18 protein-coding genes and 2 pseudogenes are annotated in these 23682 nt (G+C 59.8%); 6 read left to right on the plus strand and 14 right to left on the minus strand.

All coding sequences use genetic code 11. The features are described from left to right. Nucleotides 1–18 precede the first annotated feature (18 nt). The 4 genes from gspC to BST95_RS17355 form a co-directional block, all read right to left on the minus strand. Entirely contained in the window at nt 19–924 is a 906-nt protein-coding gene (gspC, locus tag BST95_RS17340) for a type II secretion system protein GspC (RefSeq protein ID WP_240500308.1), read from the minus strand. Nucleotides 925–1157: 233 nt separating this feature from the next. Beyond that, a complete protein-coding gene (locus tag BST95_RS17345) occupies nt 1158–1340 on the minus strand; it encodes a hypothetical protein (RefSeq protein WP_084200715.1) in 183 nt (60 codons plus the stop codon). Continuing rightward, a complete protein-coding gene (gene trmH, locus BST95_RS17350) occupies nt 1333–2043 on the minus strand; it encodes a tRNA (guanosine(18)-2'-O)-methyltransferase TrmH (protein WP_084200716.1) in 711 nt (236 codons plus the stop codon). Before trmH ends, BST95_RS17345 begins: the two co-directional genes overlap by 8 nt. A gap of 74 nt (nt 2044–2117) precedes the next feature. Then, complete coding sequence (locus BST95_RS17355) at nt 2118–3260, minus strand: GGDEF domain-containing protein (RefSeq protein WP_169843988.1); 1143 nt, start codon at nt 3258–3260, stop codon at nt 2118–2120. Nucleotides 3261–3415: 155 nt separating this feature from the next. Between BST95_RS17355 and BST95_RS17360 the strand changes: the two genes are divergently transcribed. Both BST95_RS17360 and BST95_RS17365 read left to right on the plus strand, forming a co-directional pair. Further along, a complete protein-coding gene (locus tag BST95_RS17360; protein WP_169843989.1) occupies nt 3416–4303 on the plus strand; it encodes a 2-dehydropantoate 2-reductase in 888 nt (295 codons plus the stop codon). Beyond that, nucleotides 4296–4961 carry a lysoplasmalogenase gene (locus BST95_RS17365; RefSeq protein WP_084200719.1) on the plus strand — a complete coding sequence of 222 codons (666 nt, stop codon included), beginning with the start codon at nt 4296–4298 and terminating at the stop codon, nt 4959–4961. The genes BST95_RS17360 and BST95_RS17365 overlap by 8 nt, the downstream gene beginning before the upstream one ends. Here BST95_RS17365 and BST95_RS17370 read toward each other — a convergent pair. The 4 genes and pseudogenes from BST95_RS17370 to ampD form a co-directional block, all read right to left on the minus strand. Further along, complete coding sequence (locus BST95_RS17370) at nt 4946–6361, minus strand: serine/threonine-protein kinase (RefSeq protein WP_084200720.1); 1416 nt, start codon at nt 6359–6361, stop codon at nt 4946–4948. The two genes, BST95_RS17365 and BST95_RS17370, sit on opposite strands and share 16 nt — an antisense overlap. Then, nucleotides 6358–7929 carry a sigma 54-interacting transcriptional regulator gene (locus BST95_RS17375; RefSeq protein ID WP_084200721.1) on the minus strand — a complete coding sequence of 524 codons (1572 nt, stop codon included), beginning with the start codon at nt 7927–7929 and terminating at the stop codon, nt 6358–6360. The genes BST95_RS17370 and BST95_RS17375 overlap by 4 nt, the downstream gene beginning before the upstream one ends. A gap of 86 nt (nt 7930–8015) precedes the next feature. Further along, the gene (gene ampE, locus BST95_RS17380) at nt 8016–8855 is read right to left on the minus strand and encodes a regulatory signaling modulator protein AmpE (RefSeq protein WP_084200722.1); all 840 of its coding nucleotides are present in this window, start codon (nt 8853–8855) and stop codon (nt 8016–8018) included. Next, a pseudogene (gene ampD, locus BST95_RS17385) lies at nt 8852–9417 on the minus strand (1,6-anhydro-N-acetylmuramyl-L-alanine amidase AmpD). Before ampD ends, ampE begins: the two are co-directional and overlap by 4 nt. Nucleotides 9418–9552: 135 nt before the next feature. Between ampD and nadC the strand changes: the two are divergent. After that, nucleotides 9553–10407 carry a carboxylating nicotinate-nucleotide diphosphorylase gene (gene nadC / locus BST95_RS17390; protein WP_084200723.1) on the plus strand — a complete coding sequence of 285 codons (855 nt, stop codon included), beginning with the start codon at nt 9553–9555 and terminating at the stop codon, nt 10405–10407. Here nadC and rraA read toward each other — a convergent pair. After that, nucleotides 10402–10884 (minus strand): ribonuclease E activity regulator RraA, encoded by a 483-nt coding sequence (gene rraA, locus BST95_RS17395; protein ID WP_066050423.1) that lies wholly within the window; start codon nt 10882–10884, stop codon nt 10402–10404. The two genes, nadC and rraA, sit on opposite strands and share 6 nt — an antisense overlap. Before the next feature lies 1 nt (nt 10885). Then, nucleotides 10886–12655, minus strand: a complete 1770-nt coding sequence (locus tag BST95_RS17400) for an acyl-CoA dehydrogenase (protein ID WP_084200724.1) — start codon at nt 12653–12655, stop codon at nt 10886–10888. A 188-nt stretch (nt 12656–12843) separates the two neighbouring features. Here BST95_RS17400 and BST95_RS17405 point away from each other — a divergent pair, with 188 nt between their 5' ends. Together BST95_RS17405 and BST95_RS17410 are read left to right on the plus strand one after the other, a co-directional pair. Then, complete coding sequence (locus BST95_RS17405) at nt 12844–13842, plus strand: LysR family transcriptional regulator (protein ID WP_084200725.1); 999 nt, start codon at nt 12844–12846, stop codon at nt 13840–13842. A 103-nt stretch (nt 13843–13945) separates the two neighbouring features. After that, nucleotides 13946–16125, plus strand: a pseudogene (locus BST95_RS17410) (malate synthase G). Nucleotides 16126–16198: 73 nt separating this feature from the next. Here BST95_RS17410 and BST95_RS17415 read toward each other — a convergent pair. The 4 genes from BST95_RS17415 to BST95_RS17430 form a co-directional block, all read right to left on the minus strand. Then, the gene (locus BST95_RS17415; protein ID WP_084200726.1) at nt 16199–17071 is read right to left on the minus strand and encodes a glycosyltransferase family 2 protein; all 873 of its coding nucleotides are present in this window, start codon (nt 17069–17071) and stop codon (nt 16199–16201) included. A 3-nt stretch (nt 17072–17074) separates the two neighbouring features. Further along, nucleotides 17075–18964, minus strand: coding sequence for a hypothetical protein (locus tag BST95_RS17420; protein WP_084200727.1), 1890 nt, complete (start codon nt 18962–18964; stop codon nt 17075–17077). After that, on the minus strand, nt 18961–20883 hold the full coding sequence (locus BST95_RS17425) for a hypothetical protein (RefSeq protein WP_157114513.1): 1923 nt from the start codon (nt 20881–20883) through the stop codon (nt 18961–18963). Before BST95_RS17425 ends, BST95_RS17420 begins: the two co-directional genes overlap by 4 nt. 164 nt (nt 20884–21047) lie before the next feature. After that, a complete protein-coding gene (locus BST95_RS17430; protein WP_157114514.1) occupies nt 21048–21539 on the minus strand; it encodes a pilin in 492 nt (163 codons plus the stop codon). A 426-nt stretch (nt 21540–21965) separates the two neighbouring features. Here BST95_RS17430 and pilB point away from each other — a divergent pair, with 426 nt between their 5' ends. Further along, nucleotides 21966–23681, plus strand: coding sequence for a type IV-A pilus assembly ATPase PilB (gene pilB, locus BST95_RS17435; RefSeq protein WP_084200729.1), 1716 nt, complete (start codon nt 21966–21968; stop codon nt 23679–23681). The last annotated feature ends 1 nt before the right edge of the window (nt 23682 follow it).

Consider the following 23682-nt stretch of genomic DNA (forward strand, 5'->3'; position numbering starts at 1 on the left):
CTGTCCTCTGTGCGCTTGTCACTGCGCCTGCTCTTCGCCCAGGCTGACGGTCAGCGACACCTGCTGATCGCCCCGCTGCAGTTCAAACACTGCTTCGCTGGCCGTTCTCAACGTCTGGTAAAGACGCATGGTATTGGAAGGGTCATCCAGCGCTATTCCATTGACGCTGGTTACAAGATCACCGGACTTGAAGCCCAGCTGTGCAAATTGGTCTTTGTCTTTTCCGGGTGATATCCGGTAGCCCTGCAAGTCGCCGTCGTTGCGTACCGCAGCCACATTCACGACCTCTGCCAGGGATTGGGGGTTCTGGTACAGCCGCTGACGGTAGCCTCGGGCCAGTTCGGTGGCGGTGGCATCCTCGCGCTTATCGACTTGTGCTGCCGGTGCCGCCCGGCGCACGTTCCTGGGTTGCGCCGATGCGCTCGCCTGGGCATCCAGCTCGGTTTCCTCAAACAATACCAGCAGTTCATAGGTGCCAGCGTTATCAAGCACGACCTGATGGGGCATCACCTTGGCCAGCGTGACCCGGCTGGACACAGGCAGCTTGTCGTCGATGGCGTAAACAGCCTGCTTGTTGCGATGTTCAATAATGGCGTGCCCGAACCCGTCCTCCGTCGAGGCAACCACGCCCCGTAACTTCAGCTGCAAGCGGGTTTCACGAGCCCCTTTTTCGATGCCGTCACGCTCCGAGACATTTGCCTCGGCTATCACCACCTCAGGCACAGGAGTCTCCTCTACTCCGGCTTCGCCGAACAAGTGCCAACCACGCATAGCCTCGATGTCCACCTCGGCGGGTCCGGCACTGCGCGTCTGCTGCACGACCGGATTGACCACGGGCACCACCGACGCAACCTCTTCAGCGGGAACCACCAGGGCCCACACGATACGCGCCAGGGAATACAGCAACCAGCCCACCATTAGCACGACGGTCAAATTACGGGCACGGCGAAGATTGACCGGCTGACCGAGCTGGTGCAGCGCGGGGCTCAGGGTCTGGCTGAGTTTCCCGAGACTTCATTGGTTGTGGTGAGCCACTGGGCTGGCAAGGACTGACTGCTCTCTTTGTACACGCGAGGCGCGCAGGTTGATGGATTCGCTCGATTATAGGGTGCGCAGGCTAAAGATAAAACCGCGGTATTGCAGTGAATGCGAGAAGATTAGCCCTGCAAAAAATACCGGCCGATGGCCAGCACCAGAGACAAACCCACCAAGGGATAAATCCAGCGGCTGATTTTTTGTGCCTGCTCCGGCTCCATGGGCTTGGCGACCCGCTCCAGCACGAACGAAATCAGGGCAATACCACCGAAAATGGCCGCCAGCAGGATGAGTAAATTATCCATTGTTTGCTCCAGAGCGTGGCGCATCACCGCGGCGCACGCTTGCATACCAGTCAGAGGGGTTGTCGATCTCCCCCTCGGCGTTCAGTGGCGGATAGGCCAGGCCCCGTTCGCGACAGAATTGTGCTACTGCCGCATGCCCCCACTCGAAATATATCTTATCGTACGTCGCAGGGTCGAGCCGGGGCGAATCATAGAGCCCGGCGATTTGTCGCTGGCGCTGCGCCTCGGCCAGGATAATCCCCGCCGCCACTGAGACATTGAACGACTCCACCATGCCAACCATGCGTATCGTAATGCACCGATCCACATAGTTCGCAGCACTCGCACTCAGGCCGCGCCGTTCGGCGCCCATGACCAGTGCCGTAGGCACGGTGTAATCAACATCACGGTAATCTACCGCATCATCCTCCAGGTGGGCAGCGACCACCTGGTACCCCTCGCTGCGAAGTTTCGTCAGGGCGTCTTCGGCACAGCTGTACCTGACCACCTCAACCCAACTGTGGGAACCCATGGACGTACCGCGAAAGGCGGTGTAGTCCTCATCGCCAATCACCGCGTGCATGCGGGCAACACCCGCGGCATCACAATTGCGCACGATGGCAGATAAATTTCGCTGCTTGTGGACAAAGTCGGTGACCACGGTCAGGTCGGGCTGACGACGGTCCAGCACCCCCCGCAGCCTTGCAATCCGCTCAGGCGTCATGATCTACGGGGTATCCATATGGGGAAGCGAGGAACGACTCAGCCAGGCCATGGCGGAAAATACCACGGCAGAACTCAGACGATGAGGGTGGTGAGCCGGGAAATAGTGGTCGCGTTGCCACCTTTGGCCCGGGAAGCCTCGAGCGCCTTGTCGGCAACCGACTCAATCTGCCGGGCCAACTGCTGCATATCAACCGCCGGATAGTGCTGGGGCTCCCAGGACACCAGCCCGATACTCAGCGTCACCTGCAGCACCGCGCCACGGCCATCGTCAATGGCAAAATCCTCGATATCTTCACGCATGCGCTCGGCGATATCCTGCCCCAGTGTCTCGCCGCAACCGGTTAACAGCACCGCCAGCCGGGACTGCTCGAGCCGCGCCATCAGATCTGTCAAACGCAGATCGGACGCCACCCGCTGGGCCACACGTTTGAGCACAAACTGGCTGCGCTCCTCGCCATAGTGATCATGCAGTTCGGCGTATTCATCCACCTCCATGAGCAAAATGGTAATCGGCTGGTTGTTGCGCCGCGCCCGGGAAATCTCCCGGGCCAGATCCTGTTCAAAGCCGGTTTTATTGGCCACTCGGGTCAGGGGATCGAGGCGCACCAGATTATCGATCTGCTGGCGCTGCACCGCAGCGAGGTAGCTTCGGGACACGATGGCCGCCAGATGGGCAATAAGATCCTCCTCGGCATCCCCGAAACTCAGCCCTTCCTCCTGAATCCCCAGGTGCAGGCTGCCCACCAGGCGCCCTGATTCCATCAGCGGCAGCATCAGCGCGTAGTCGATGCCATGTTCGGATTTAAGCACCTCGAACATGCGCGAATCGGTAGCGTCGATAAGCTCAATATCCGGCTCCAGCTCATAGAGCTCTTGCAGGACGAACGCGTCGTTATGGACCTGCAGATAGTGCCCGAACCGCTCTCCCCCACCAATAAGCTCGCCGAGTTCGCCATCCTGATCCAGCAACCACAACTCGGCCACACGATAGGAAAAGTGACGCGGCAGATTGAATATCAGGATTTCCAGGAGGGAGGTAAGGTCCTGGCTGTCGAGCAGCATGTGCTCGAACTGCTGGCATTGCAGATAGAGATAACGGTTGAGCTGAACGCTCTCGGTCAGGCGCCTTTCACGCAGTTCGGCGCGCGAGGTCGCCGGGGGCGCGCCCTGGATTTCCTCGCGCTGTAAACGGCCGATGCCGTCGGAATCTACCATGTACCACCCACGCTGCCCTGACCTCGACATCGGGCCGGACCGATTGTTATATGAGCCTAGTTTATGCCCCCGATAGCGCCGTTGCAATCGTCGCGGATTGGGCCTGGCGGCCGAACAGTGGCATAGTGACGCGCTCAACCGGACAAGAGATACCTATGGCCAAAGGCTGGCATATACTGGGCGCGGGAGCCATTGGCTGCCTGTTTGCGGACGCGCTGGCAAGCAGCGGCGCGCCCACCACACTGGTGCTGCGCGCCAATACACCCTCAGCGCCCCCGTTGCAGATGGAGCGGAATGGCCAGACCCACACACGCTCCCTGTCCTCCACAAACGCACCCGACGTCAGCCCCATCGACCACTTGCTGGTCACCACCAAGGCTTATGACGTAGTCAGCTCGGTCAACTCAGTCCGCCACCGCCTGACCGCGGACGCCACTATCGTGCTCCTCGCCAACGGGCTGGGCTACGCGGAGGATGTGGCCAGTCTGGTCCCCGGGGCCAACCTGTACTGCGGAACGACCACTGAAGGAGCATTTCGCCGTGCCCCCTGGCACATTTGTCATGCGGGCCGCGGCCAGACGCTGCTGGGCGCATTTGCCGGACGGGCGAGTACGCCTGACTGGTTCGACGACTGGCAGGCGCTCAAGCTCGAATGTCGCTGGACGAACACCATTCACGCCGCACTCTGGCACAAGCTGGCGATCAACTGCGCCATCAACCCCCTGACGGCGCGACACCGCTGCCACAACGGCGAACTGGCCAATAATCCGGTCTTTGCGCGGCAGGTCACCGAGCTCTGTAAAGAAATCGCGGACGTCTCGCGCGCTGCGGGCTTTGATGACATTGCCCACTCCATCAAAGGAGACGCCTTTGACGTCATCCAGCGCACAGCGGCCAATCGTTCATCCATGCTGCAAGACACACTGGCCGGCCGCAGCACTGAGATAGAATTTATCACCGGCCACCTTGTTAACCGCGCGGAGCAGTTAGATATTGAGGTGCCCGCCAATCGCGACTTACTGGAGCAGATCCGCAATGCCTGAATTTTTCTGGGAACTTGCGAAATTGCCACTCCTCACAGGCGGGGCGGCAACCATCGCACTGGTGACCGCGGACTTTGGTGGCTGGCGTCCCGGTCGCTACCTGCTCAAGCCCCTGGCTGCCGCGTGCTTCATATGGCTGGCACTGAGCCTGGGGGCCACGGCATCGAATTACGGCCTTGTTATGCTCGCTGGGCTGATACTGTGTATGCTGGGCGACATCACACTGATGTTCGAATCCGAAGGCGCGTTTCTCACCGGACTGGTGGCTTTTCTCTGCGGACATCTGGCGTATGTGGCAGCGTTTTTGCAGCTCCCCATTAACACTTATGGTGTGCTGTTGTCGCTGTCCCCCACCATCATTTTGGTAGCCATAACACTGCGCTGGCTCTGCCCGCACCTTGAAGGCCCGATGCGGCATGCCGTACCCGCATATATCGGTGTTATTGCGGTCATGTTAGTTGCGGCGGGGGGAACGCTGGGCCTCGCCGGTGCCGGGCTTATTATCCTCGGGGCCTGGGGTTTCGCCCTCTCCGATCTGGCTGTGGCGCGGCGCCAGTTCATCAGCTCTTCACGGATTAACCAGCTGTGGGGCACGCCGCTGTACTTCGCTGCCCAGTATCTACTGGCGGCATCAGTGTGCTTCTACTCAGCAGGGTAAACCGTCACGACCATCTGGCGGATTTCGTCCGACCAACGTTCAGGTGCAGCGTCGGCGACCAGCAGTCGCTGGACTCGGTGCTCGCCTGGCAGCAAACCACGCTGCATGGCCAACAGGCAGAAATCGTCGCCACAACGCAACTGCACAGACAGCTTCGCAGCCGCCGGTAGTGGCAGGTCTCCATCACCATAAATGACACTGGGCCGAGCGGCTCCGAGCAAACGCACACCGGGCAGGCGCTGTTCCAACTCACGGCTCACCAGGCCCAGCACATCATCGGCAGTGACCCGCAATACAGACACAGCCGACGGTGATATTTCGATATCAGCAAGATCAACCTCTATCACGGACTGCGCCGGTCGCGTCCACCACATGATGCCGGCCATACCGCCGACCAGCATCAGCGCGAGCGCAGCCCTGGCAGCACCTGACACTGGCATGCGCTGACGCCAGAGTGAACGCAGCTCCATACCCGCGCGCCTGCGGCCACTGATCTGGCCAAATTCATCGGGTATATCCAAGGGCTCTTCGGTCGCCGACTCGGGCCGGAAATAGGGCGCAGCCTGTGCCTGCAGACCGGGCTCACTCAGCAGCGAACACTCCAATCTCAGGGTGCGCAGCTCGCGACGCACGAGATGCGTATCCTGCGGGCGGCGCGCGGGCTCCGCCTGCAACAACCGGCGCACCAGCGCAGCGAGCGCAGGCGGATGACCGGAATGAGACTCCCACTCGGTCAGCGCCGGCAGTTCATAGCGACTCGCAGCCAGTGCCCGCTCCGCCGCCTGGAGTGTCATTGGGAAGGCGTGCTCACCGGTAAGCATTCTGTGGAGTAAGCGGCCCAGGGCAAACAGGTCAGTACGCAAGTCAACCGGTTCACTCAGGACATGCTCCGGCGCCAGTGCAGAGAGGCTCCCGCCGGCGAGTGCAGCCTCGGGGGACGAGGGAATGGCGGCGGTACCGAAGTCCGCGAGGCATATACCACCCGCCTCATTCACCAACACATTGGACGCCTTGATGTCGCCATGCACCAGCCCTATCTGGCTGGCGGCCGCCAGCGCCGCAGCCACATCGCATGCGATTTTCAAGGTGCTGGCCAGGCTCAGCGATACATGCCCGAGCAAGTGCTCCAGATCTGTGCCTGGCACATAGGCCATCACCAGCGCAAGATGGGTTGGCGTCTCGATGACATCGAAAATTTTGACGATGCGCTCGTCGTTCAGGCTGGCGACCAGACGTGCCTCACGCATCACGATGCGATGCATGGCACGCCCCTCGGGCAGAGGGCGAATTTTTATCGCCACCTGCCGACAGAGCCGCGCGTCATAGCCCAGATAAACCTGCCCCTGACCACCGGAGGCAATCAGACGGACAAGTTCATAAGGACCTACTGTGGTGTTCACGGCACGGGGTGCCGAACTTGCTCCTGGCGCAGCCGCGCTCGCAGACCACTGGCCGACACTTCCAGCTGCCGCGCCACCTCTGCGGTATTACCGCGACAGCGCTCGAGCGCCTGTTCGAGCTCATCCTGAGCAACTTCACCGGCAAGACGATAGCGGGCATCACTCGCAATTTTGCGATACACCGCCTGCCGACTGACATTGAGGCTGCGTGCTACAGGCCGCACTTCGTGGCCATGGTCATGCATCGCGCGGGCGAATTCCTCGTCACTCACCTCTGCGATGTGGCGCAATTTTTCGGCCACCGCATTGGCCGTAACGGTCTCTTCGGCAGCTTCCTGCGCTCGTGAAAGCAGGTCCAGCAGGATCGTCGGCAACACCAGCGAACTGCGACTCGCGACGGCGACCTGCCGGCAGGCATTCTGCAGTTGGCGGATGTTGCCGGGCCAGGTATAGCACAGGCAGGCATAGTAAAAATTGGCCCAGCTAGCAATTTGTCGAGCGGTGCTGTCCGGCCCCGGCAGCAATGAGGCGCGGCCCTGCCCGTAAAACGCATCGCGCAGAAAGTGACCCAGCAGCTCACCGAGATCCTCGCGATGCTCACGCAGCGGACGCAAGACAATTTCCAGGGCCGCCAGGCGATGGCGCAGGGCCGCATTGAATCCGCTCTCGCGGCTGTCCACATCCGCATCGGTCGCCGAGATCACCCGCAACTCGACCTTCTCCAAATCGCCGCCAACCGGTTGGATTTCCCGCTCCTGCAAGGCGCGCAATAGCTGTGGCTGAATTTCGGCCGGGGTATCGCCAATTTCATCAAGAAACAGGGTCCCGCCCGCCGCCTGCTGAAAGTAACCGCGGCGCGACTTGTCAGCGCCGGTGTAAGCGCCACGGCTAGCGCCAAACAGCGCTGAGGGTGCCAGAGAAGCCGGTATGGCGGCCATATTCACAGTCACCAGGGGCCGTCCGCTGCGCTCGCTGGCGGCATAAATTGCCCGGGCAAGTACTTCTTTGCCCGTACCGGTGGCGCCGCGCAACAGAATATCCATATCTGCCGCGGCCACCGTCGAGATCTGTTGTCGCAGCCCCTGTGAATAGGCGCTGCCCCCCACAAGGCCGTGACCGGGAGTAGCGCCCGCAGGCTCGCGCTCGTGTCCAATCGCGAGCCACAGCACCACCGTGTGGGCCAGCAAAATGGCCACGCCGGTCGTCAACTGCTCTGGCGTGAGTGCCATCTCCGAATCCAGTTCGACACCATTGACGCGACAACGGCTGGTACCGGGGTCGCGCTGCAGATGCAAGCCACGGGCACTGTATTCGAGACTCAGTGCCCGTCGACTGACATAGGGTTCAGCCAGACATTGCGCGGGACCTGAGGGTTCACGCTGAAAGTCCAGCGTCTCGCGACCAAGCACAACAGGCAGGCGCGAGCGGTGCATGACAGCATACTCGCCGACCCGGGTGAGGTCCGGGTGAAAAACTATCGTGGCGATCAGACTCAGGCGTGGGCGCAGGCCAGGCAGAGCCGTGTCCAGGGAGGGCAAGGTGGCATCGTCGCTATGGGGATCAGGCATGCTCGCTCCTGTCGCTACTCCGGTCAGTCGGAGATGACAGGAAAGCTTAGCAGCTGGCGGAAATCCTGCTCGCTAATCGGCCGCCGTCAGCCCGCCAGCGCCCACAGTGAAATCACCACTATCCAGCAGACCGCTGCGCGTTGCACCAGGGCACTGAGATCCTCATTTTGGCGCGCGGCATAGTCGCCAAAGCCATCTTCAGGAGTGGCGCTCTTGTCGTGACCAACCGCTGCCCTACCCACGCTCAGCAACAGATCCCGGGCGGACTGCCGCGGGTGCCGAAAGCCGGCGTAACACTCGTCGATACTCTCCACAAAATTACCCATGACCGTAAAGGAGAGCGCCGCCAGCCGTGAGGGAATCCAATCGACGATGGTCATCCAGGATCGGTGTTGGGCGGAGCTGCACCCCAGATCCAGCAGCCGATAAGCCAGCGCCGCCGCCGGCCCCAGCAAGACAAAATAGAACAGCACACCGAACCAGCCACGCAGACTCTGCAGCAACAGATTGCGTTGCACTGCCATGTGAACATCCCCCACTGCCTGCGGACTGTCTCTCTCGGCGAAGTTTTGCGGGTCGTTTTCCATCGCCGTATGCCAGGCCGCTTCGAAGTCCCCGCGTCGACACTGGGAGCGATACTGCTCGGCGGCCTGGCCGGTATTACCCCGCCCTAGCGCATAGAGAAACACCACACTCGCAGCCGCGATCCACGGCAGCCCGAACAGCACGCCCCTCAATACGTCCAGGAGCAGTGAGAGGATGGTTACGGGCAAGCCCACCTGCACCACTAGCCCCAGGGTCTCAGTCAACCCCCAGCCGGCGAGCCGCTCGCCCAGTTGCCGAAACCAGGCATCGTGATGCAGCAGTTGGCGATACGGCCATACCAGGCTCAGCACCAGTGCGAGTATCAGGGCAAGAAACGTCATGCGGGTACCTCCTGTACACCAATAGTGCGCCGGTAGCGCGCCCAGTCGAAAGCCTCGCCGGGGTCAGTTTTTCGCCCGGGTGCGATGTCGGCATGGCCCGCTACCCGGGTTGGCGCCATTTTCGGATAGGCGGCGAACAGCGCAAGTGAAACCGCCTGCAATGCCTGATACTGGTGCTCTGTATACGCTGCGACATCGGTGCCCTCCAGCTCAATACCAATGCTGAAATCGTTACAGTTGTCGCGCCCGGCGTAGTGAGACTGCCCCGCATGCCAGGCGCGATCGTCAAAACTGACGAACTGGATCAGCTCGCCATCACGGCGAATTAACAGGTGTGCAGAAACGCGCACATCCCGAATTTCCTCGAAAAAAGGATGCGCATCCCAATCGAGGCGATTGCAGAAGAACTCTTCGATACAGTGCCCGCCGAATTCGCCGGGGGGAGCGATATGTTGTGAATCACGAGCAGCTCCGGCTCACAACCGTCGGGGCGAGCCTCAAAGTTCGGCGATGGCGCGCGCCGGGCGTCCTTCAGCCAACCGTCCTGGACGACGAGACTCATCTTGAATACTTGTGCGGGGAAGTCACCATGGCATGCATCATAGGCCACATTCCCTCGCGCGCTCAACGACCACTTTGGTTCGCTCGCGCCCGGTAGCCCTGTTACAATCAGCGCCCCCAGCAAGAGCACCCACGCATGACCCAGTCCAACCCACTGCTTCTACCTCCGGCACCCGCGCTGATCGAGGCAAATGTTACCGCGGCCCTGGCGGAAGACGTCGGCGACGGTGACATTACTGCCCGCCTGATCGCGGCGGACAGCCGCGCATCCGGGAGAGTCATCACCCGTGAAGCAGGCGTGCTCTGTGGACGGGCCTGGGTGGAAGAAACGTTTCGCCAGGTCGACTCGGACATGTCCCTGGATTGGCGCGTGGCGGATGGCGATGTACTCGAACCGGACACGGTTCTGTTCCACTTTGGAGGACCCGCCAGATCACTGCTCACAGCCGAGCGATGTGCGCTGAACTTTTTACAGCTGCTGTCGGGCACTGCAACCACCTGCGCACGCTACGCCAGTCTGGTTGCCGATACCGGTGTGCGCTTGCTCGACACCCGCAAAACCATTCCGGGGCTTCGCGTCGCCCAGAAATATGCAGTGAGCTGTGGAGGCTGCCACAACCATCGCATTGGCCTGTTCGATGCCTTCCTGATCAAGGAAAACCACATCGCTGCCTGTGGCGGTATCGCGGCAGCAGTAACGCGCGCCCGGGAAATTGCGCCGGGCAAACCAGCGGAAGTGGAGGTCGAGAACCTCGAAGAATTGAATCAGGCCCTGCAGGCAGGCGCTGATCGCGTGATGCTGGACAATTTCAGTCTGGAGGACATGCGCACAGCCGTGGCAACAACCGCGGGCCGGGCCGAATTGGAAGCCTCAGGCAATGTCACCGAGACAACCCTGCGTCCGATTGCCGAGACCGGCGTGGACTTTATCTCGATCGGCGCCCTGACCAAAGACTGCAAGGCGCTCGATCTTTCCATGCGGTTGCTATAGCAGTGGTTCAGCGCTGACAATAACACCGTTATTGTCAGCGTAAATGTACTCTCCCGGCGCAATGGTAACGCCACCAAAAGCAATAGTGACATCACGCTGGCCCATACCCAGCTTCTCCGTCTTCAGCGGCGTCGTCCCCAGTGCCTGAACGCCCAGGTTCGTCGCGCCGATTTCATCGACATCGCGAATTGCGCCGTTAATCACCAGCCCGGCCCAGCCATTCTGTGCCGCCTGCTCAGCGAGCATATCGCCCAGCAGCGCACGCCGCAGTGAGCCACCACCGTCGACCACTATCACCCGGCCTTCGCCGGGTTCACCGACAGCCTGCTTGACCAGCGAGTTGTCCTCGTGACACTTAATGGTCACCACAGGACCCCCAAAATGAGCGACCTTACCAAAGTTGACGAACTGCAACTCGATGGCGCGTGCGCCGGGGTGCTCGTCGGTCAGGTCAGGCGTAGAGATGACCGCCGTCATATCAGATCCACTCCAGCGGGAATGACTGCAGCTGGCCCGCGGCGCCCGCAACCGCACCTGCATGCCCGGCACAGCGCGGCAGGATCTGCTCTGCGTAGAACGCCGCGGTAGCAATCTTGGCCTCATAGAAGGGATTGTCGCTGCCCGCTGCCAGCTTGCCGGCGGCAACCAGCGCGCTACGCGCCATTTGCCAGCCGCCGAACAAATAGCCGGTTTGCATCATGTATTCAAAACTCGCGCCCATGGCCACACTGGCATCTTCTTTCAGGGCCGCCAGAACGAGTTGCGTACAGTGTTCCTGCTCAGCCAGGGCCGCAGCCAGAGGCGCGGCCAGGGGCGCCAGGCGCACATCGTCGCTGGCCTCCAGCTGGGCGATTGTCGCGCGGATCTCAGCGGCTACAGCTTCCATGGTGGCACCGCCATCGCGACCGAGCTTGCGAGCCACGAGGTCCGCGGCCTGAATACCGTTGGTGCCCTCATAAATCGGTGTAATACGCACGTCGCGCAGGTACTGCGCGGCGCCAGTCTCTTCGATGTAGCCCATGCCGCCATGCACCTGCACGCCAAGCGAGGCGACCTCCTGACCCACTTCGGTCAGCCAACCCTTGATCACCGGAATCATCAGGTCAATCCGGCGCTGCTGTTCGCCACGCACTTCCTGGGGACCGCGATGGGCCAGGTCCATGGTAATGGCTTCAGCGTAAGCCAGCGCGCGCATCGCCTCGGTAAGCGAGCGCATAACCAGCAGCATGCGCTTCACATCCGCGTGTTCGATAATGGGCTTGCCACCCTGAACGCGCTCACGAGCGTAGGCTACGGCTTTCTGCAGTGCACCTTCGGAGGCACTCAGGCCCTGTACACCCACTTTCAGACGGGCCTCGTTCATCATGGTGAACATGCACGCCAGGCCGTTATTTTCCTCACCCAGCAGGTAACCAATGGCGCCTTCGTTGTCGCCAAAGGCCATGACACAGGTGGGACTGCCGTGAATGCCGAGCTTGTGCTCGGTGGACACCGGGTAAACATCATTGCGCTCACCCAGTGACCCGTCTTCGTTCACCAGGAACTTGGGCACAATAAACAGGGAAATACCGCGGCTACCGGCGGGCGCATCGGGCAGTTTCGCCAGCACCAGGTGGATAATGTTCTCGGTGGCCTGATGATCGCCCCAGGTGATATAGATTTTTTGACCGGTGATACGGTAGTGGTCACCTTCAGGCACAGCGCGGGTCTTCATGACACCCAGATCGGATCCGGCCCCGGATTCGGTCAGGTTCATGGTGCCCATCCACTGGCCGGTGTGCATTTTTTCCAGATAGGTCTGCTTCTGCGCCTCAGTGCCGTGGGCGTGAATCGCCAACGCCGCACCGCTGGAGAGCATGGGGGCCAGGCCCAGCGCCAGGTTGGCGGAGTTCCACATCTCCGTGCCCACGGTATTGTAGATTTCGGGCAGGCCCTGGCCGCCGTAGTTGGCATCGGAGGAAATACCAATCCAGCCGCCCTCGCCCAGCTTGTTCAGAGCGTCTTCAAAACCCGGGGATGCGGTCACCACACCATCGGCGCAGGTGGCCGGGTGCTCGTCGCCGACCCGGCGCAAAGGCGCCAGCTCATCGCCGGCGAGTTTGGCAGCTTCGTCCAGCAGCGCAGTGGTCAGCTCGGGGCCGAGGCCGTAGTCAGCGAAGTCTGGCAAACTGCCAAGCACAGCCTCAACGTCGAGCACCTCATCGACGAGAAAGTTCATATCTTCAACGGGGGCGCGGTAAGTTCCCATGCTAACTCCTGCTACTTCGTAGTGTATTGGGCGGTATTTTTCGGGGTACGCGTTTTTACGCGGGAAGGCCGACCGACGATCAGACTTTGGTCAATGCCATAGAGATTGGCAATTTTAGCGTTACGCGTATAATTCGCCTAAGCAATACCCAGTATTTTCATCATTCACCAAGTGAATGCGGAGCACCTGTGAACGTCAACCGAGTCGACCTCAACCTGCTGGTTTACCTGGACGCCTTGCTGCGAGAGCGCAATGTCACCCAGGCCGCCAACCAGCTCAATTTATCCCAGCCCGCCATGAGCAATGGCCTGCGTCGCCTGCGCGAGCTGTTTGATGATCCGCTGTTAGTGCGCACCAGCGAGGGCATGACCCCCACGGAACGCGCCCTCGAACTCGAACCGGTGGTTCGCGAGGTACTGACCAGCATAGACCGCGCTGTCCAACCGCGCAGTGAATTTGAGCCCGGCGACGCCCAGCGGGTATTCCGGATCATGGCCAGCGATTACGCCGAGGCCACGCTGTTTCCCACTGTACTGGTCAAACTGCGCGAACTTGCCCCCGGCATTACCCTGGACATTATGACGCCCTCGGACGTGAGCTTTCTGGATGTGGAGCGCGGCAAAGTCGACATGGTGATCAACCGCTTCGACTCCATGCCCCAGTCCTTCCACCAGATCCACCTGTGGAATGACACCTTCACTTGCGTATTGAATGCCAATCATCCGCTACTCGACGAGTTCACACTGCAGAACTACCTCAGCAGTGACCACGTTTGGGTAAGTAAAACTGGCATGGGCGTGGGTGTAGGTGTGAATCCCGACGATGTGCAGCGCCTCGGCTGGGTGGATTCCGCACTGGACAAACTCGGCGAGAAGCGCCAGATCCGGGTCTTCACCCGCCACTACCAGGCGGCCATGACCCTGGCAGAACAGAATGACCTGATTGTGACCATCCCCACGCGCGCCGCGCAACTGAAGCGGGACAACCCTCGGGTGGTGCTGCGTGATCCACCGCTGGAAATCCCGCCACTGGAATTGAAAATGGCCTGGAGCCCGCTCCTGCAGCACAATCCCGCTAACCGCTGGCTGCGCAAATTGATTACCGATACCGCCAGGGAACTGGACGGCCAGGCCCCACCCCCTGACCGAGGTGCCCCGAACTTAAATTCACCCAAACAATGGCAGTGATAAAAACGATAAATTAGCTAAATCTTGGTCTGTCTCCTAGAATTCCCGCTGTGATTCGGAGCCCGCCATCGCGGGCTTCCCCCAGCGTTACAAGGAACAAGCCATGACTAATCGCATTCAAGTAGGTGGGCTGCAGATCGCCCCCGTACTCCACACCCTGCTGGAAAATGACATTGCCCCGGCACTGGTATTGCCCCGGCGGACTTCTGGGCCGCCCTGGAAGCCATTCTGGCGGACCTGGCGCCCAAAAATCGCGAACTGCTCGCGAAGCGCGACGACCTGCAGGCCAACATCGATGCCTGGCACCAGGCCAACCCAGGCGCCGACTACGACCGCGATGCGTACAAGGCATTCCTGCAGGAGATTGGCTACCTGCTGCCCGAAGGCGATGACTTCGCCATCAGCACCGAAAATGTCGATCCGGAAGTGGCTACCCTCGCCGGCCCACAGCTGGTAGTGCCGGTCATGAACGCACGGTATGCGCTCAACGCCGCCAACGCCCGCTGGGGCAGCCTGTACGACGCCCTGTACGGCACCGACGTGATTGCCGAAGACGGTGGTGCTGAGCGCGCCGGCGGCTATAACCCGGTCCGCGGCGAGCGCGTCATTGCCTACGCCCGCGCCTTTCTCAACAAGCACTGCCCGCTCACCGCGGGCGATCACACCCAGGCCACCGCTTACACCATTTCAGGCGGTGAGCTGCAGGTGGCCCTGGAAGACGGCAGCACAGTCAGCCTTGCCGACAGCGACCAGCTGCGCGGTTACACCGGCGATGCAGCGCAGCCCGACACAATCCTGCTGTGCCACAATGGCCTGCACATCGAAATTCAGATCGACCCCAACAGTCCGATTGGCGCCACCGACAAAGCCGGCGTTAAGGACCTGGCCCTGGAATCGGCTCTCACCACCATTCAGGATTGCGAAGATTCCGTGGCGGCGGTGGATGCCGACGACAAGGCCGTGGTCTACACCAACTGGCTGGGCCTGATGCGCGGCGACCTCGCCGACAGCTTCCAGAAGGGCGGCCAGGCCATGACCCGTACCCTCAACCCGGACCGCAGCTACACCGCGCTGGATGGCTCGACCCTGACCCTGCCCGGGCGCAGCCTGCTGTTCGTGCGCAACGTGGGCCACCTGATGACTAACGATGCGATTCTCGATGCCAGCGGCAATGAAATTCCCGAGGGCATTATGGACGGCATGTTCACCGCCCTGATCGCCATGCACGACCTCAACAAGGGCGCCGATCAGCCGCGCAACTCCCGCGAGGGCAGCGTGTACATCGTAAAGCCGAAAATGCACGGCCCCGAGGAAGTCGCCTTTACCTGCGAACTGTTCGACCGCGTTGAAGACGCACTGGGGCTGGCTCGCAATACGCTCAAAGTTGGCATCATGGACGAGGAGCGCCGCACTACCGTTAACCTCAAGGAGTGTATCCGCGTGGCCCGTGAGCGCCTGGTGTTCATCAACACCGGCTTCCTCGATCGTACCGGTGACGAAATCCACACCAGCATGGAAGCCGCCGCCATGACGCCCAAGGGCGCCATGAAGCAGGAGCCCTGGATTAACGCCTACGAAGACTGGAACGTCGACCAGGGCCTGGCCTGTGGCCTGCTGGGTAAAGCCCAGATCGGTAAAGGCATGTGGGCCATGCCTGACATGATGGCAGAAATGATGACCGCCAAGGTGGGCCATCCGATGGCCGGTGCCAGCACCGCCTGGGTGCCCTCTCCCACCGCCGCCACCCTGCATGCCATGCACTACCACGATGTCAACGTGGCTGCCCGTCAGGAAGAGATCAAGTCCCGGGACATTGCCTCACTGGATGACATTCTCAGCATTCCCCTCAAGGGCGCCGAGGGCTTGTCCGCCGAGGACATTCAGCGTGAGCTGGATAACAATGCCCAGGGCATTCTCGGTTACGTGGTGCGCTGGGTCGACCAGGGTGTGGGCTGCTCCAAAGTGCCCGACATCAACAACGTCGGCCTGATGGAAGACCGCGCCACCCTGCGTATTTCCAGCCAGCATCTCGCCAACTGGATTCGCCACGGTGTCTGCAGCGAAGCGCAGGTACGCGAGACCCTGGAGCGCATGGCCACCATCGTCGATGAGCAAAACGCCGGCGATCCCGCCTACCGCAACATGGCACCCGACTTTGACGACAACGTGGCCTTCCAGGCCGCCTGCGACCTGGTATTCCTGGGCAAAGAGCAGCCCAGCGGCTACACCGAGCCGGTGCTGCATGCCCGCCGCAAGCAAGCCAAGGCCAAGTACGGCGCCTGATCAAACCGCACACAAAAAAGCCGGCGCTTGCGCCGGCTTTTTTGTGTCTCTGCAAACTCGACCCATCGCGCAACTAGTCGTCGTGCTCTACCGCATCCTTGTATTGCAGGTTGGTAAGCTGCTCCGCGAGCAGCCCCATTAAGAACACCACCATTCCCGCCAGAATTAACAGCGTACTCATGTTCGTGAAACGCCAGCCTCCCGAGGAAATGCTACCCAGCAAATAGTTCATCACCCCCAGGCCCGCCACCAGCATCGACGTGGGAAAATATATCTTGAGCGGTGAATACAGGGTGCCGATTTTGAAAATGATCAGAAAAAATCGAACACCGTCACGCACCAGGTTGATGTGACTCTTACCGAGACGCGCCGCGACTGAAATCGGCACAAACCCCACCGAGTATCCGGCCCGGAAAAATGCCATGGTGGAAGTAGTGGGATAACTGAAGCCATTGGGCAACAGGTACAGAAAACTCAGGAATTTCTTGCGGTTCACCACCCTGAAACCCGAGGTCAAATCATGAATGCGGCGATTCACCATCCAACTCGCCAGCCAGTTGTAGAGGCTGTTCGCACTCCAGCGCGCCAGACTGGCCTGATCGTCAATGCCGCCACGGGCACCGACCACCATGTCGTAACCTTCCTCTACCTTGTACAGTAAACGCTCAATATCGGCGGGATTGTGCTGACCATCACCGTCCATGAACACGATGTGCTCACCGCGCGCCGCGCGCGCCCCGGACTTGATCGCCGCTCCATTGCCCTTGGGGTAGGGATGGGTCACCACGCGCACACCGTGCGCCTCACACACCTGCAAAGTCCCGTCGGTCGAGCCATCGTTCACCACGATAATCTCGGTCTCAGGATATTTTTCCCGCAGCAGCGGCAAGGTTTTGGCCAGCCCCTGCTCTTCGTCCTTGGCGGGAATGACAATGGAAAAGTCCACGCTTTATTTCTCCATATATAGCGCCAGGGTCTGGCGTTGAGCAACACTCAATGTACCGTCAGCCTGCATACGAAGCAATGCATCCAGAGCCGCTTGTCGATGCTCTGCGTCCTGTAGTGCCGTACCGAAATGCAATTGCATCAAGAGTCCATCCACATTACCCGGTCGCAGACGCAGGTATCGCTGGTTATAGAACAGGGCATGCTCATAGCGCTGCAGCGTGTTCTCCAGTGTCGCCAGGCCATAAAAAAGTGAGTAATGCGCAGTAGCGACGGCGTTCTCCATCCCGAAAATTTGCCACATGCGATCGGCCAGTGCGATCGCGTTGAAGGTGGGGCACTCACCCTCCTGCACCAGCCGTGCCAGGTACAGTAGGCTCGCCGGCGAGCGGAACGGGCGCTGGGGATGCTCAAGACCCAGTTGGGCAATCATTTCCCCCGGCGCGGCTTGGTCGACAATACAGTAGAGCGTGAGATTTCGAATCGCCAGATCCGAGGAGCGCTCGTGCGGTGCCGCCTTGAACGCTTCGAGCGAGTATTGGCGGGCCAGGGCCATATCACCCGCACTGGCCATTAACAGCGCCATATCGCTGGTCGCTCGGTAGGACCGGGGATGGCCGTTGTAGTGAGCAAACGTGAGAAGCGGGCGGCTGGACCAGAGCTGAACCTGTGAGGCCGTCAGCAAGGCCAGCCACAGGCAGATAACACCTGACCACGCCAGCAACGGTTTGTGCAATTGTGGCCAGCGCCTGAGCAACACTGACAGCAGAACTCCCAGCGATATGAGCAACCCAATGGCAGGGAAATAATTGCGATGTTCGAAATAGAGCTCCAGCGAAAACACCGACGCCTCGATACTGTGCCCCGCCAGAAACCACAGCGGGCCCAGCGCGAAGCGGCGACCCCAGGGCCAACGGCTGGCCACAGCCACACATGCCAATACTGCCAGCCAGGCGATGAGTGCCGAGCGCGCTGTGGGCTCTGCCAACGAATGAGAGACAGGATAGTCATCATGATAAATGCCCATGCGCAGGACATCGGGCCAGATCAGCTGCCCCACATAGTCCCACAGAATCGACAGCTGGGTAATAACGCGCTCTTCCATAGTATACGCGCGCCGCGCAAACGCCGCGGCCAGGTCCTGGTACAGCACGGCCAAAGCCACCAGCAGGCCGACCCCACCGACGACAATCAGGCCCCAGACCACCAGCCGCAAGCGCGGCATCAATCGACCCTGCTCGTCCCGAAACTGATACCAAAAGGCCTCCAATAGAAGAATCACCGGCACCACCACAATGGTATTTTCCTTGGCCAGCAGGCCCAGTGCCACGCACAAACCCAGCGCCACCAGATAGCCACCGCGGTATTCGCCCGCGGCCAATCTGCGACGCCACAGCGCATAACAAATACAGGCCGCAAGCATGAACGTGCTGCTTAACATAGCCATGCGCTGCACGGCGTATAGCACCGAGCTGACGAACAATGGAGACAGCAGCCATATGGCAGTCAGGACCAGGGCAAGCGATGTAGCCCGCCGTTCACCCACACCCGAGAAGATGAGTGTGAGCAGCCAGAACAGCAGGCCACCGTTGGCGATGTGCAGGACTATGTTAAGTGTTTTAGAGATGGCGATGTCATCGCCGAGCAGGACTTTCTCGGCAACAAAGGTCGCCATTGATACTGAGCGGCCCAGCAATCCCGACGTATCGCGAAAAACGAAGTCCCAGGCCAGTGACGGCGACTGCTCAAGCTCCGACAACGGCCCCAACACCACGCGGTCATCGAGTAGCGCCGGCCCGCTCTGACCGGGCCAGTATATCCACAGGGTAAACAGGCACAGCAGCAGGAAGCTCAGCCCCAATATCACCCGGCTATTCGCAGCAATCATCTTCATTGAGGCGCCACATGATAAATTTTGCGCAATGTGGACTGCTGCCAGCGATGCGGATCACCACGCATGATCTGACGCCCCATCTCATAGGCGAGACCGGCATTCCCGACAAACGCAGCTTCCCTTAGCAGGCGATACTGCAGGCGTTGGTCGCCAGGGAACAGTACCAGCCCGTCGCGCAAGCCTGCCATGCGCCGCGCCGCCTCAACCCCGGCCTGCTCCTGGTAGAGATGACGGAGGATAAACCGGTCCGCTCGGCCAGGATGCACCTGTTCCAGTTCCGCCAGAATATCTTCCGTCAGTGACTCGCCGCCAGGGCAGCTCTCCTTGGCCAGGCAGCGCATCAGCGACTTCAGTGCGCCAACGTCCGCCGGCCGAAGCGGCCGGCGGGCAATCTCTTGCCGCAGTCTGGCTAGCCAGTCAGGAGCCGTGTTGAGCGCCGCAAAATAATTGCTGTCCAACTGATACAGCGTAACAAGCACCGCGACGTCCTCAGGATACAACCGCGCCGCCTCACCAAAGTGATAGCGGATAGCCACCAGCCTGTCGCGACGCTCGATCTTTTCCAGCGTCGCCTCGGCTCGCTGCGCTTGAAAGTCGCGCAGTAGCGCATTGCCATACACGTAATGCGATCGTGAAGAATCTGGGTGGTTGTGAACATCAACCGCATGAAGGGTGTCGGCGTTACTCCAGGCCGCCGCGCGGAAGTTCAGCATGACCAGACAAATACCCAGCGCGCCTGCCAGCGGCCAGGGAAAACGCGCCTGAGATACGCCGCGAGGCCGCCAGCACAGCAGCGAAGCCAACAACAGGCAAACGCCTACCGAGGGGAGATAACTGCGGTGCTCAAAGGCCAGCATTAGTGGCCAGATTGTGGACTCAGAAGCATGTCCTACCAGGTAAAAAGCCAGCGCAAACAGCAGTAGAGGGGCACGATTTCGCAGTACCAGGCCCGCCAATATGACCATGCACCATGCAAGTAGGGATATCAGGGTGGTGACGGGAGCCAGCAGACCCGTGGAAAGTCGCACTGCGTCATGGTGTAAGCCCATGTGCGCGATATCCGGCCACACTATCCAACCCAGGTACTGCCATAGCAGGCGTGCCTGAGTAAACATACGCTCGCCCAGCGTAAAATCCCGTGTGGCATAGCGATTGATCAGCCAGTCAGGCCCAACCAGACCAATCAGCACGAGCACAATGGCCGGCAGTAACAGGGCAAACCAGGCGAGGGTGTTAAACCAGGCAATACGCTTACCCCTCCATCGCCCGCGATAAAAGCAGAACTCCACGACGGCCACCAGCCACGGCAACAGCAGGCCATTTTCCTTACTGAGCGATGCGCCGAGCCACAACAACAGCATCCACAGCACCGCGGCCAAAACATCTCCCGGAGTACCGCCCTGCTCAGACCAGGCGTGTCGATAGCGCGCAAACACGTACAGGCCAAGCAGCACAAAAAGGGTCGACATTTGCGCCATGCGCTGCACAGCGTAGAGCACCGTCGACAGATGCAGGGGCAGCACAAGCCACAACAGCGCAGCCCCCGCGGCAATCCATTCACCGCGGTGCACCGCCACACCCTGCATACGCGGCGATCGCATCAACTGCAGGCAAAGCAAATAGACCAACAGGCCGTTGAACGAGTGAATAACGAGATTAACTGCCTTGGAAGTTGCCGGCCGAAGTTCGCCCTGCAGCGCATGCTCGGCGGTAAAGCTGAGCATGGACAGTGGTCTGCGCAGTACACCGGCACCCGAGCTGAAACTGGCGGTGCGCCACTCATCAACCACATCGGCCTGGATAGCCAGTTGATGATTGTCCACCAGGTTGGGCATGTCGTCGTACAGCCAGGGGCCATCCAGGCCACGGCTGTAAATCAGGCACACCGCCACGATTCCCAGCAGTAGCAACCAATGCACCCCTGTAACACGCCTGGTCGACATCAATTCCTGTGAACTCCCCCGTAGTTTTGCTGGGCATGCTCACACCGAAGCGGCAAAAGTACAAATAGAAATATCAGATATCATTCATCAGACATAAAAAAACCCGGCCTGAGCCGGGTTTTCTCTACACCACAAGGCGTTTAGCCACGACAGGTCGCTGGCAGCCAGTTGGTGTCGCTGGTGAAGTCAGTATCAGCGCCATCGGTCGCACCGCTAGGGTCGCCAGGCTTGCACTTCCAGAAAATCTCACGCGCAGCGTTGCTGACTGTACCGGACAGGTGGAAGACACGAGAGTCTCCATCTGGGAATACAGAGCCCTTCACTACAGCATAGATTACTGGATCGCTCGAATCGTCAGGCGCGTAGTAAGATACTGTGGTTGTGATCTCAGTATCAGGCGCATCGCCTACGCCAGCCTGTGTATCACCAACGGGCACGTCTCCAAGCGCGGAATAGTACTCAGCAACACTGGTCTTAAGCTCAGACATGTACGCCATCGGCTCAGACATACGCGCACGGATAGTGTAATCCTGATACGCGGGCAGTGCGATCGCAGCCAGGATGCCGACGATCGCAATTACGATCATCAGTTCAATCAGGGTAAAACCCTGCTGTTTCTTTTGGATGTTCATGTTTCCCTACTCCATTAGAGGATAAAGATTGTGGTTTTTTGGCCCCGTGAGTTCCCGCAAACGCTCACGGACTCCTTGGTGCTTGATGGATAATGCACAAACTGAGCCAACATGTGAACAGATCACCTCAAAAAAATTAATCCAAATAAAACAGAAAGTTAAAGACCACCACTACACAATAGCGACGTTAAGCAGGTCGCCGCACGAGCCTACTATTCTCGCCATAATGTGACCATTTTTGTCACTATAGCGACTTAGCGCTCCAGGCAGGCGCACTGACGCCTGTGTACAATGTCATATTCGTTCAATATTTCTCGACTTAAATCGGGTCAAGGCTAGGAGCACCCCAGCGCCGTGGTTATACTGAGTGAAAATTGCGCTTAAAAAATAAGTAAACACTAACGCTGCTAAAAGGATTATGAGCAGATGAACGACAAAGCCATCGGGCAACTGAGTGGCCTTGCAGGTCGGCTTGTGGCCGAGGGGGTCATTTCGGCTGAAACCGCCACAGAGGCTCAGCGCACTGCGTCTATGGAACAGATGCACCTCGTACAATATCTGGTTGAAAAACAGAATGTAGACGGTTACCGCCTGGCCGAGGTGGCATCCCAGGAGTTCGGTGTCCCTCAGTTCGACACCGAATGTTTCGATATGGCAGCCATGCCCACCGGTCTGGTGGACGTGGAACTGGTCACCAAACATCACGCCCTGCCGCTCTACCGGCGCGGCAATCGGTTGTTCATCGCAGTCTCAGACCCCACCAACCTGGCGGCACTCGACGAAATCAAATTCCACACCGGCATTAACACAGATGCCGTGTTGCTGGAGGAAGCCACCCTGAGCAAGTTGATTGCCAACTGGGTGGATATGCAGGACACCCTCTCCGATGGCCTGGATGACCTGGACGCGAGCGACCTCGACGGCATCGACGTAGGCACAGGCGAATCCAGTGACGACGACGAAACCAGCGACGTCGATGAAACGCCTATCGTGCGCTTTGTAAACAAGGTGCTGATCGACGCCATCAAACAGGGTGCATCGGATATTCATTTCGAGCCCTACGAGAACAGCTATCGCGTGCGTTTTCGTACCGATGGCGTACTCAGGGAGATGGTCAAGCCACCGCGCAACCTGTCACACAGGCTGGCGGCCCGCCTCAAGGTGATGTCGCAGATGGACATTTCCGAACGCCGGGTCCCCCAGGACGGGCGTATTCAGATGAAACTGTCCCGCAATCGGGCCATCGACTTCCGTGTGAACACCCTGCCCACACTGTTTGGCGAGAAAATCGTACTGCGTATTCTCGACCCAACCAGCGCTCAGCTCGGTATTGATGCCCTCGGTTATGAGGACGATCAGCGCGAGATGTACCTTAAAGCCCTGGGACAACCGCAGGGCATGATCCTGGTCACCGGCCCCACGGGCTCCGGTAAGACAGTCTCGCTTTACACCGGCCTTAACATTCTGAACACCGCCGAGCGCAATATCTCGACCGCCGAAGACCCGGTGGAGATTAACCTCGAGGGGATTAACCAGGTTCATGTGAACCCGAAGGTCGGCCTGAATTTTGCCGAGGCCCTGCGCTCCTTCCTGCGCCAGGACCCGGACATCATCATGGTGGGTGAGATTCGTGACCTCGAAACCGCCGAGATCGCGATTAAAGCCGCCCAGACCGGTCACCTGGTACTGTCGACGTTGCACACGAACAGCGCCGCGGAAACGGTAACCCGTTTGCTGAATATGGGCGTCCCCGCGTTTAACGTGGCGACGTCTGTTGATTTGATTATTGCCCAGCGTCTGGCCCGGCGGCTGTGCAAGGAATGCGCCGCGCCTGCGGATGATATTCCGCACGACGTGCTCATTAAACAGGGCTTTACCGAAGCACTGCTGGCCGAAGCGACCATTTTGAAAGCGGTTGGCTGCAGTCTGTGTCAGGATGGCTACAAGGGCCGTGTCGGTGTGTATGAAGTCGTCAGGATTACACCACCTATTGCCAGGATCATCATGGAAGAAGGGAATTCACTGCAAATCCAAGATCAGGCCACCCAGGAGGGCTTTAATACGCTCAGGGTTTCGGCACTGCGCAAGGTGGCCCAGGGGCTGATCAGCCTGGAAGAGGCCAACCGGATTACCGTGGATTAAT

Source organism: Halioglobus japonicus, from assembly GCF_001983995.1.
Taxonomy (GTDB): domain Bacteria; phylum Pseudomonadota; class Gammaproteobacteria; order Pseudomonadales; family Halieaceae; genus Halioglobus; species Halioglobus japonicus.

What these genes read in the sequence shown, in the direction of transcription:
- BST95_RS17345 (WP_084200715.1), bottom strand. Translation starts at nt 1,340, where the DNA reads ATGGATAATTTACTCATCCTGCTGGCGGCCATTTTCGGTGGTATTGCC.
- trmH (WP_084200716.1), bottom strand. Translation starts at nt 2,043, where the DNA reads ATGACGCCTGAGCGGATTGCAAGGCTGCGGGGGGTGCTGGACCGTCGT.
- BST95_RS17355 (WP_169843988.1), bottom strand. Translation starts at nt 3,260, where the DNA reads ATGGTAGATTCCGACGGCATCGGCCGTTTACAGCGCGAGGAAATCCAG.
- BST95_RS17360 (WP_169843989.1), top strand. Translation starts at nt 3,416, where the DNA reads ATGGCCAAAGGCTGGCATATACTGGGCGCGGGAGCCATTGGCTGCCTG.
- BST95_RS17365 (WP_084200719.1), top strand. Translation starts at nt 4,296, where the DNA reads ATGCCTGAATTTTTCTGGGAACTTGCGAAATTGCCACTCCTCACAGGC.
- BST95_RS17375 (WP_084200721.1), bottom strand. Translation starts at nt 7,929, where the DNA reads ATGCCTGATCCCCATAGCGACGATGCCACCTTGCCCTCCCTGGACACG.
- ampE (WP_084200722.1), bottom strand. Translation starts at nt 8,855, where the DNA reads ATGACGTTTCTTGCCCTGATACTCGCACTGGTGCTGAGCCTGGTATGG.
- nadC (WP_084200723.1), top strand. Translation starts at nt 9,553, where the DNA reads ATGACCCAGTCCAACCCACTGCTTCTACCTCCGGCACCCGCGCTGATC.
- rraA (WP_066050423.1), bottom strand. Translation starts at nt 10,884, where the DNA reads ATGACGGCGGTCATCTCTACGCCTGACCTGACCGACGAGCACCCCGGC.
- BST95_RS17400 (WP_084200724.1), bottom strand. Translation starts at nt 12,655, where the DNA reads ATGGGAACTTACCGCGCCCCCGTTGAAGATATGAACTTTCTCGTCGAT.
- BST95_RS17420 (WP_084200727.1), bottom strand. Translation starts at nt 18,964, where the DNA reads ATGAAGATGATTGCTGCGAATAGCCGGGTGATATTGGGGCTGAGCTTC.
- BST95_RS17430 (WP_157114514.1), bottom strand. Translation starts at nt 21,539, where the DNA reads ATGAACATCCAAAAGAAACAGCAGGGTTTTACCCTGATTGAACTGATG.
- pilB (WP_084200729.1), top strand. Translation starts at nt 21,966, where the DNA reads ATGAACGACAAAGCCATCGGGCAACTGAGTGGCCTTGCAGGTCGGCTT.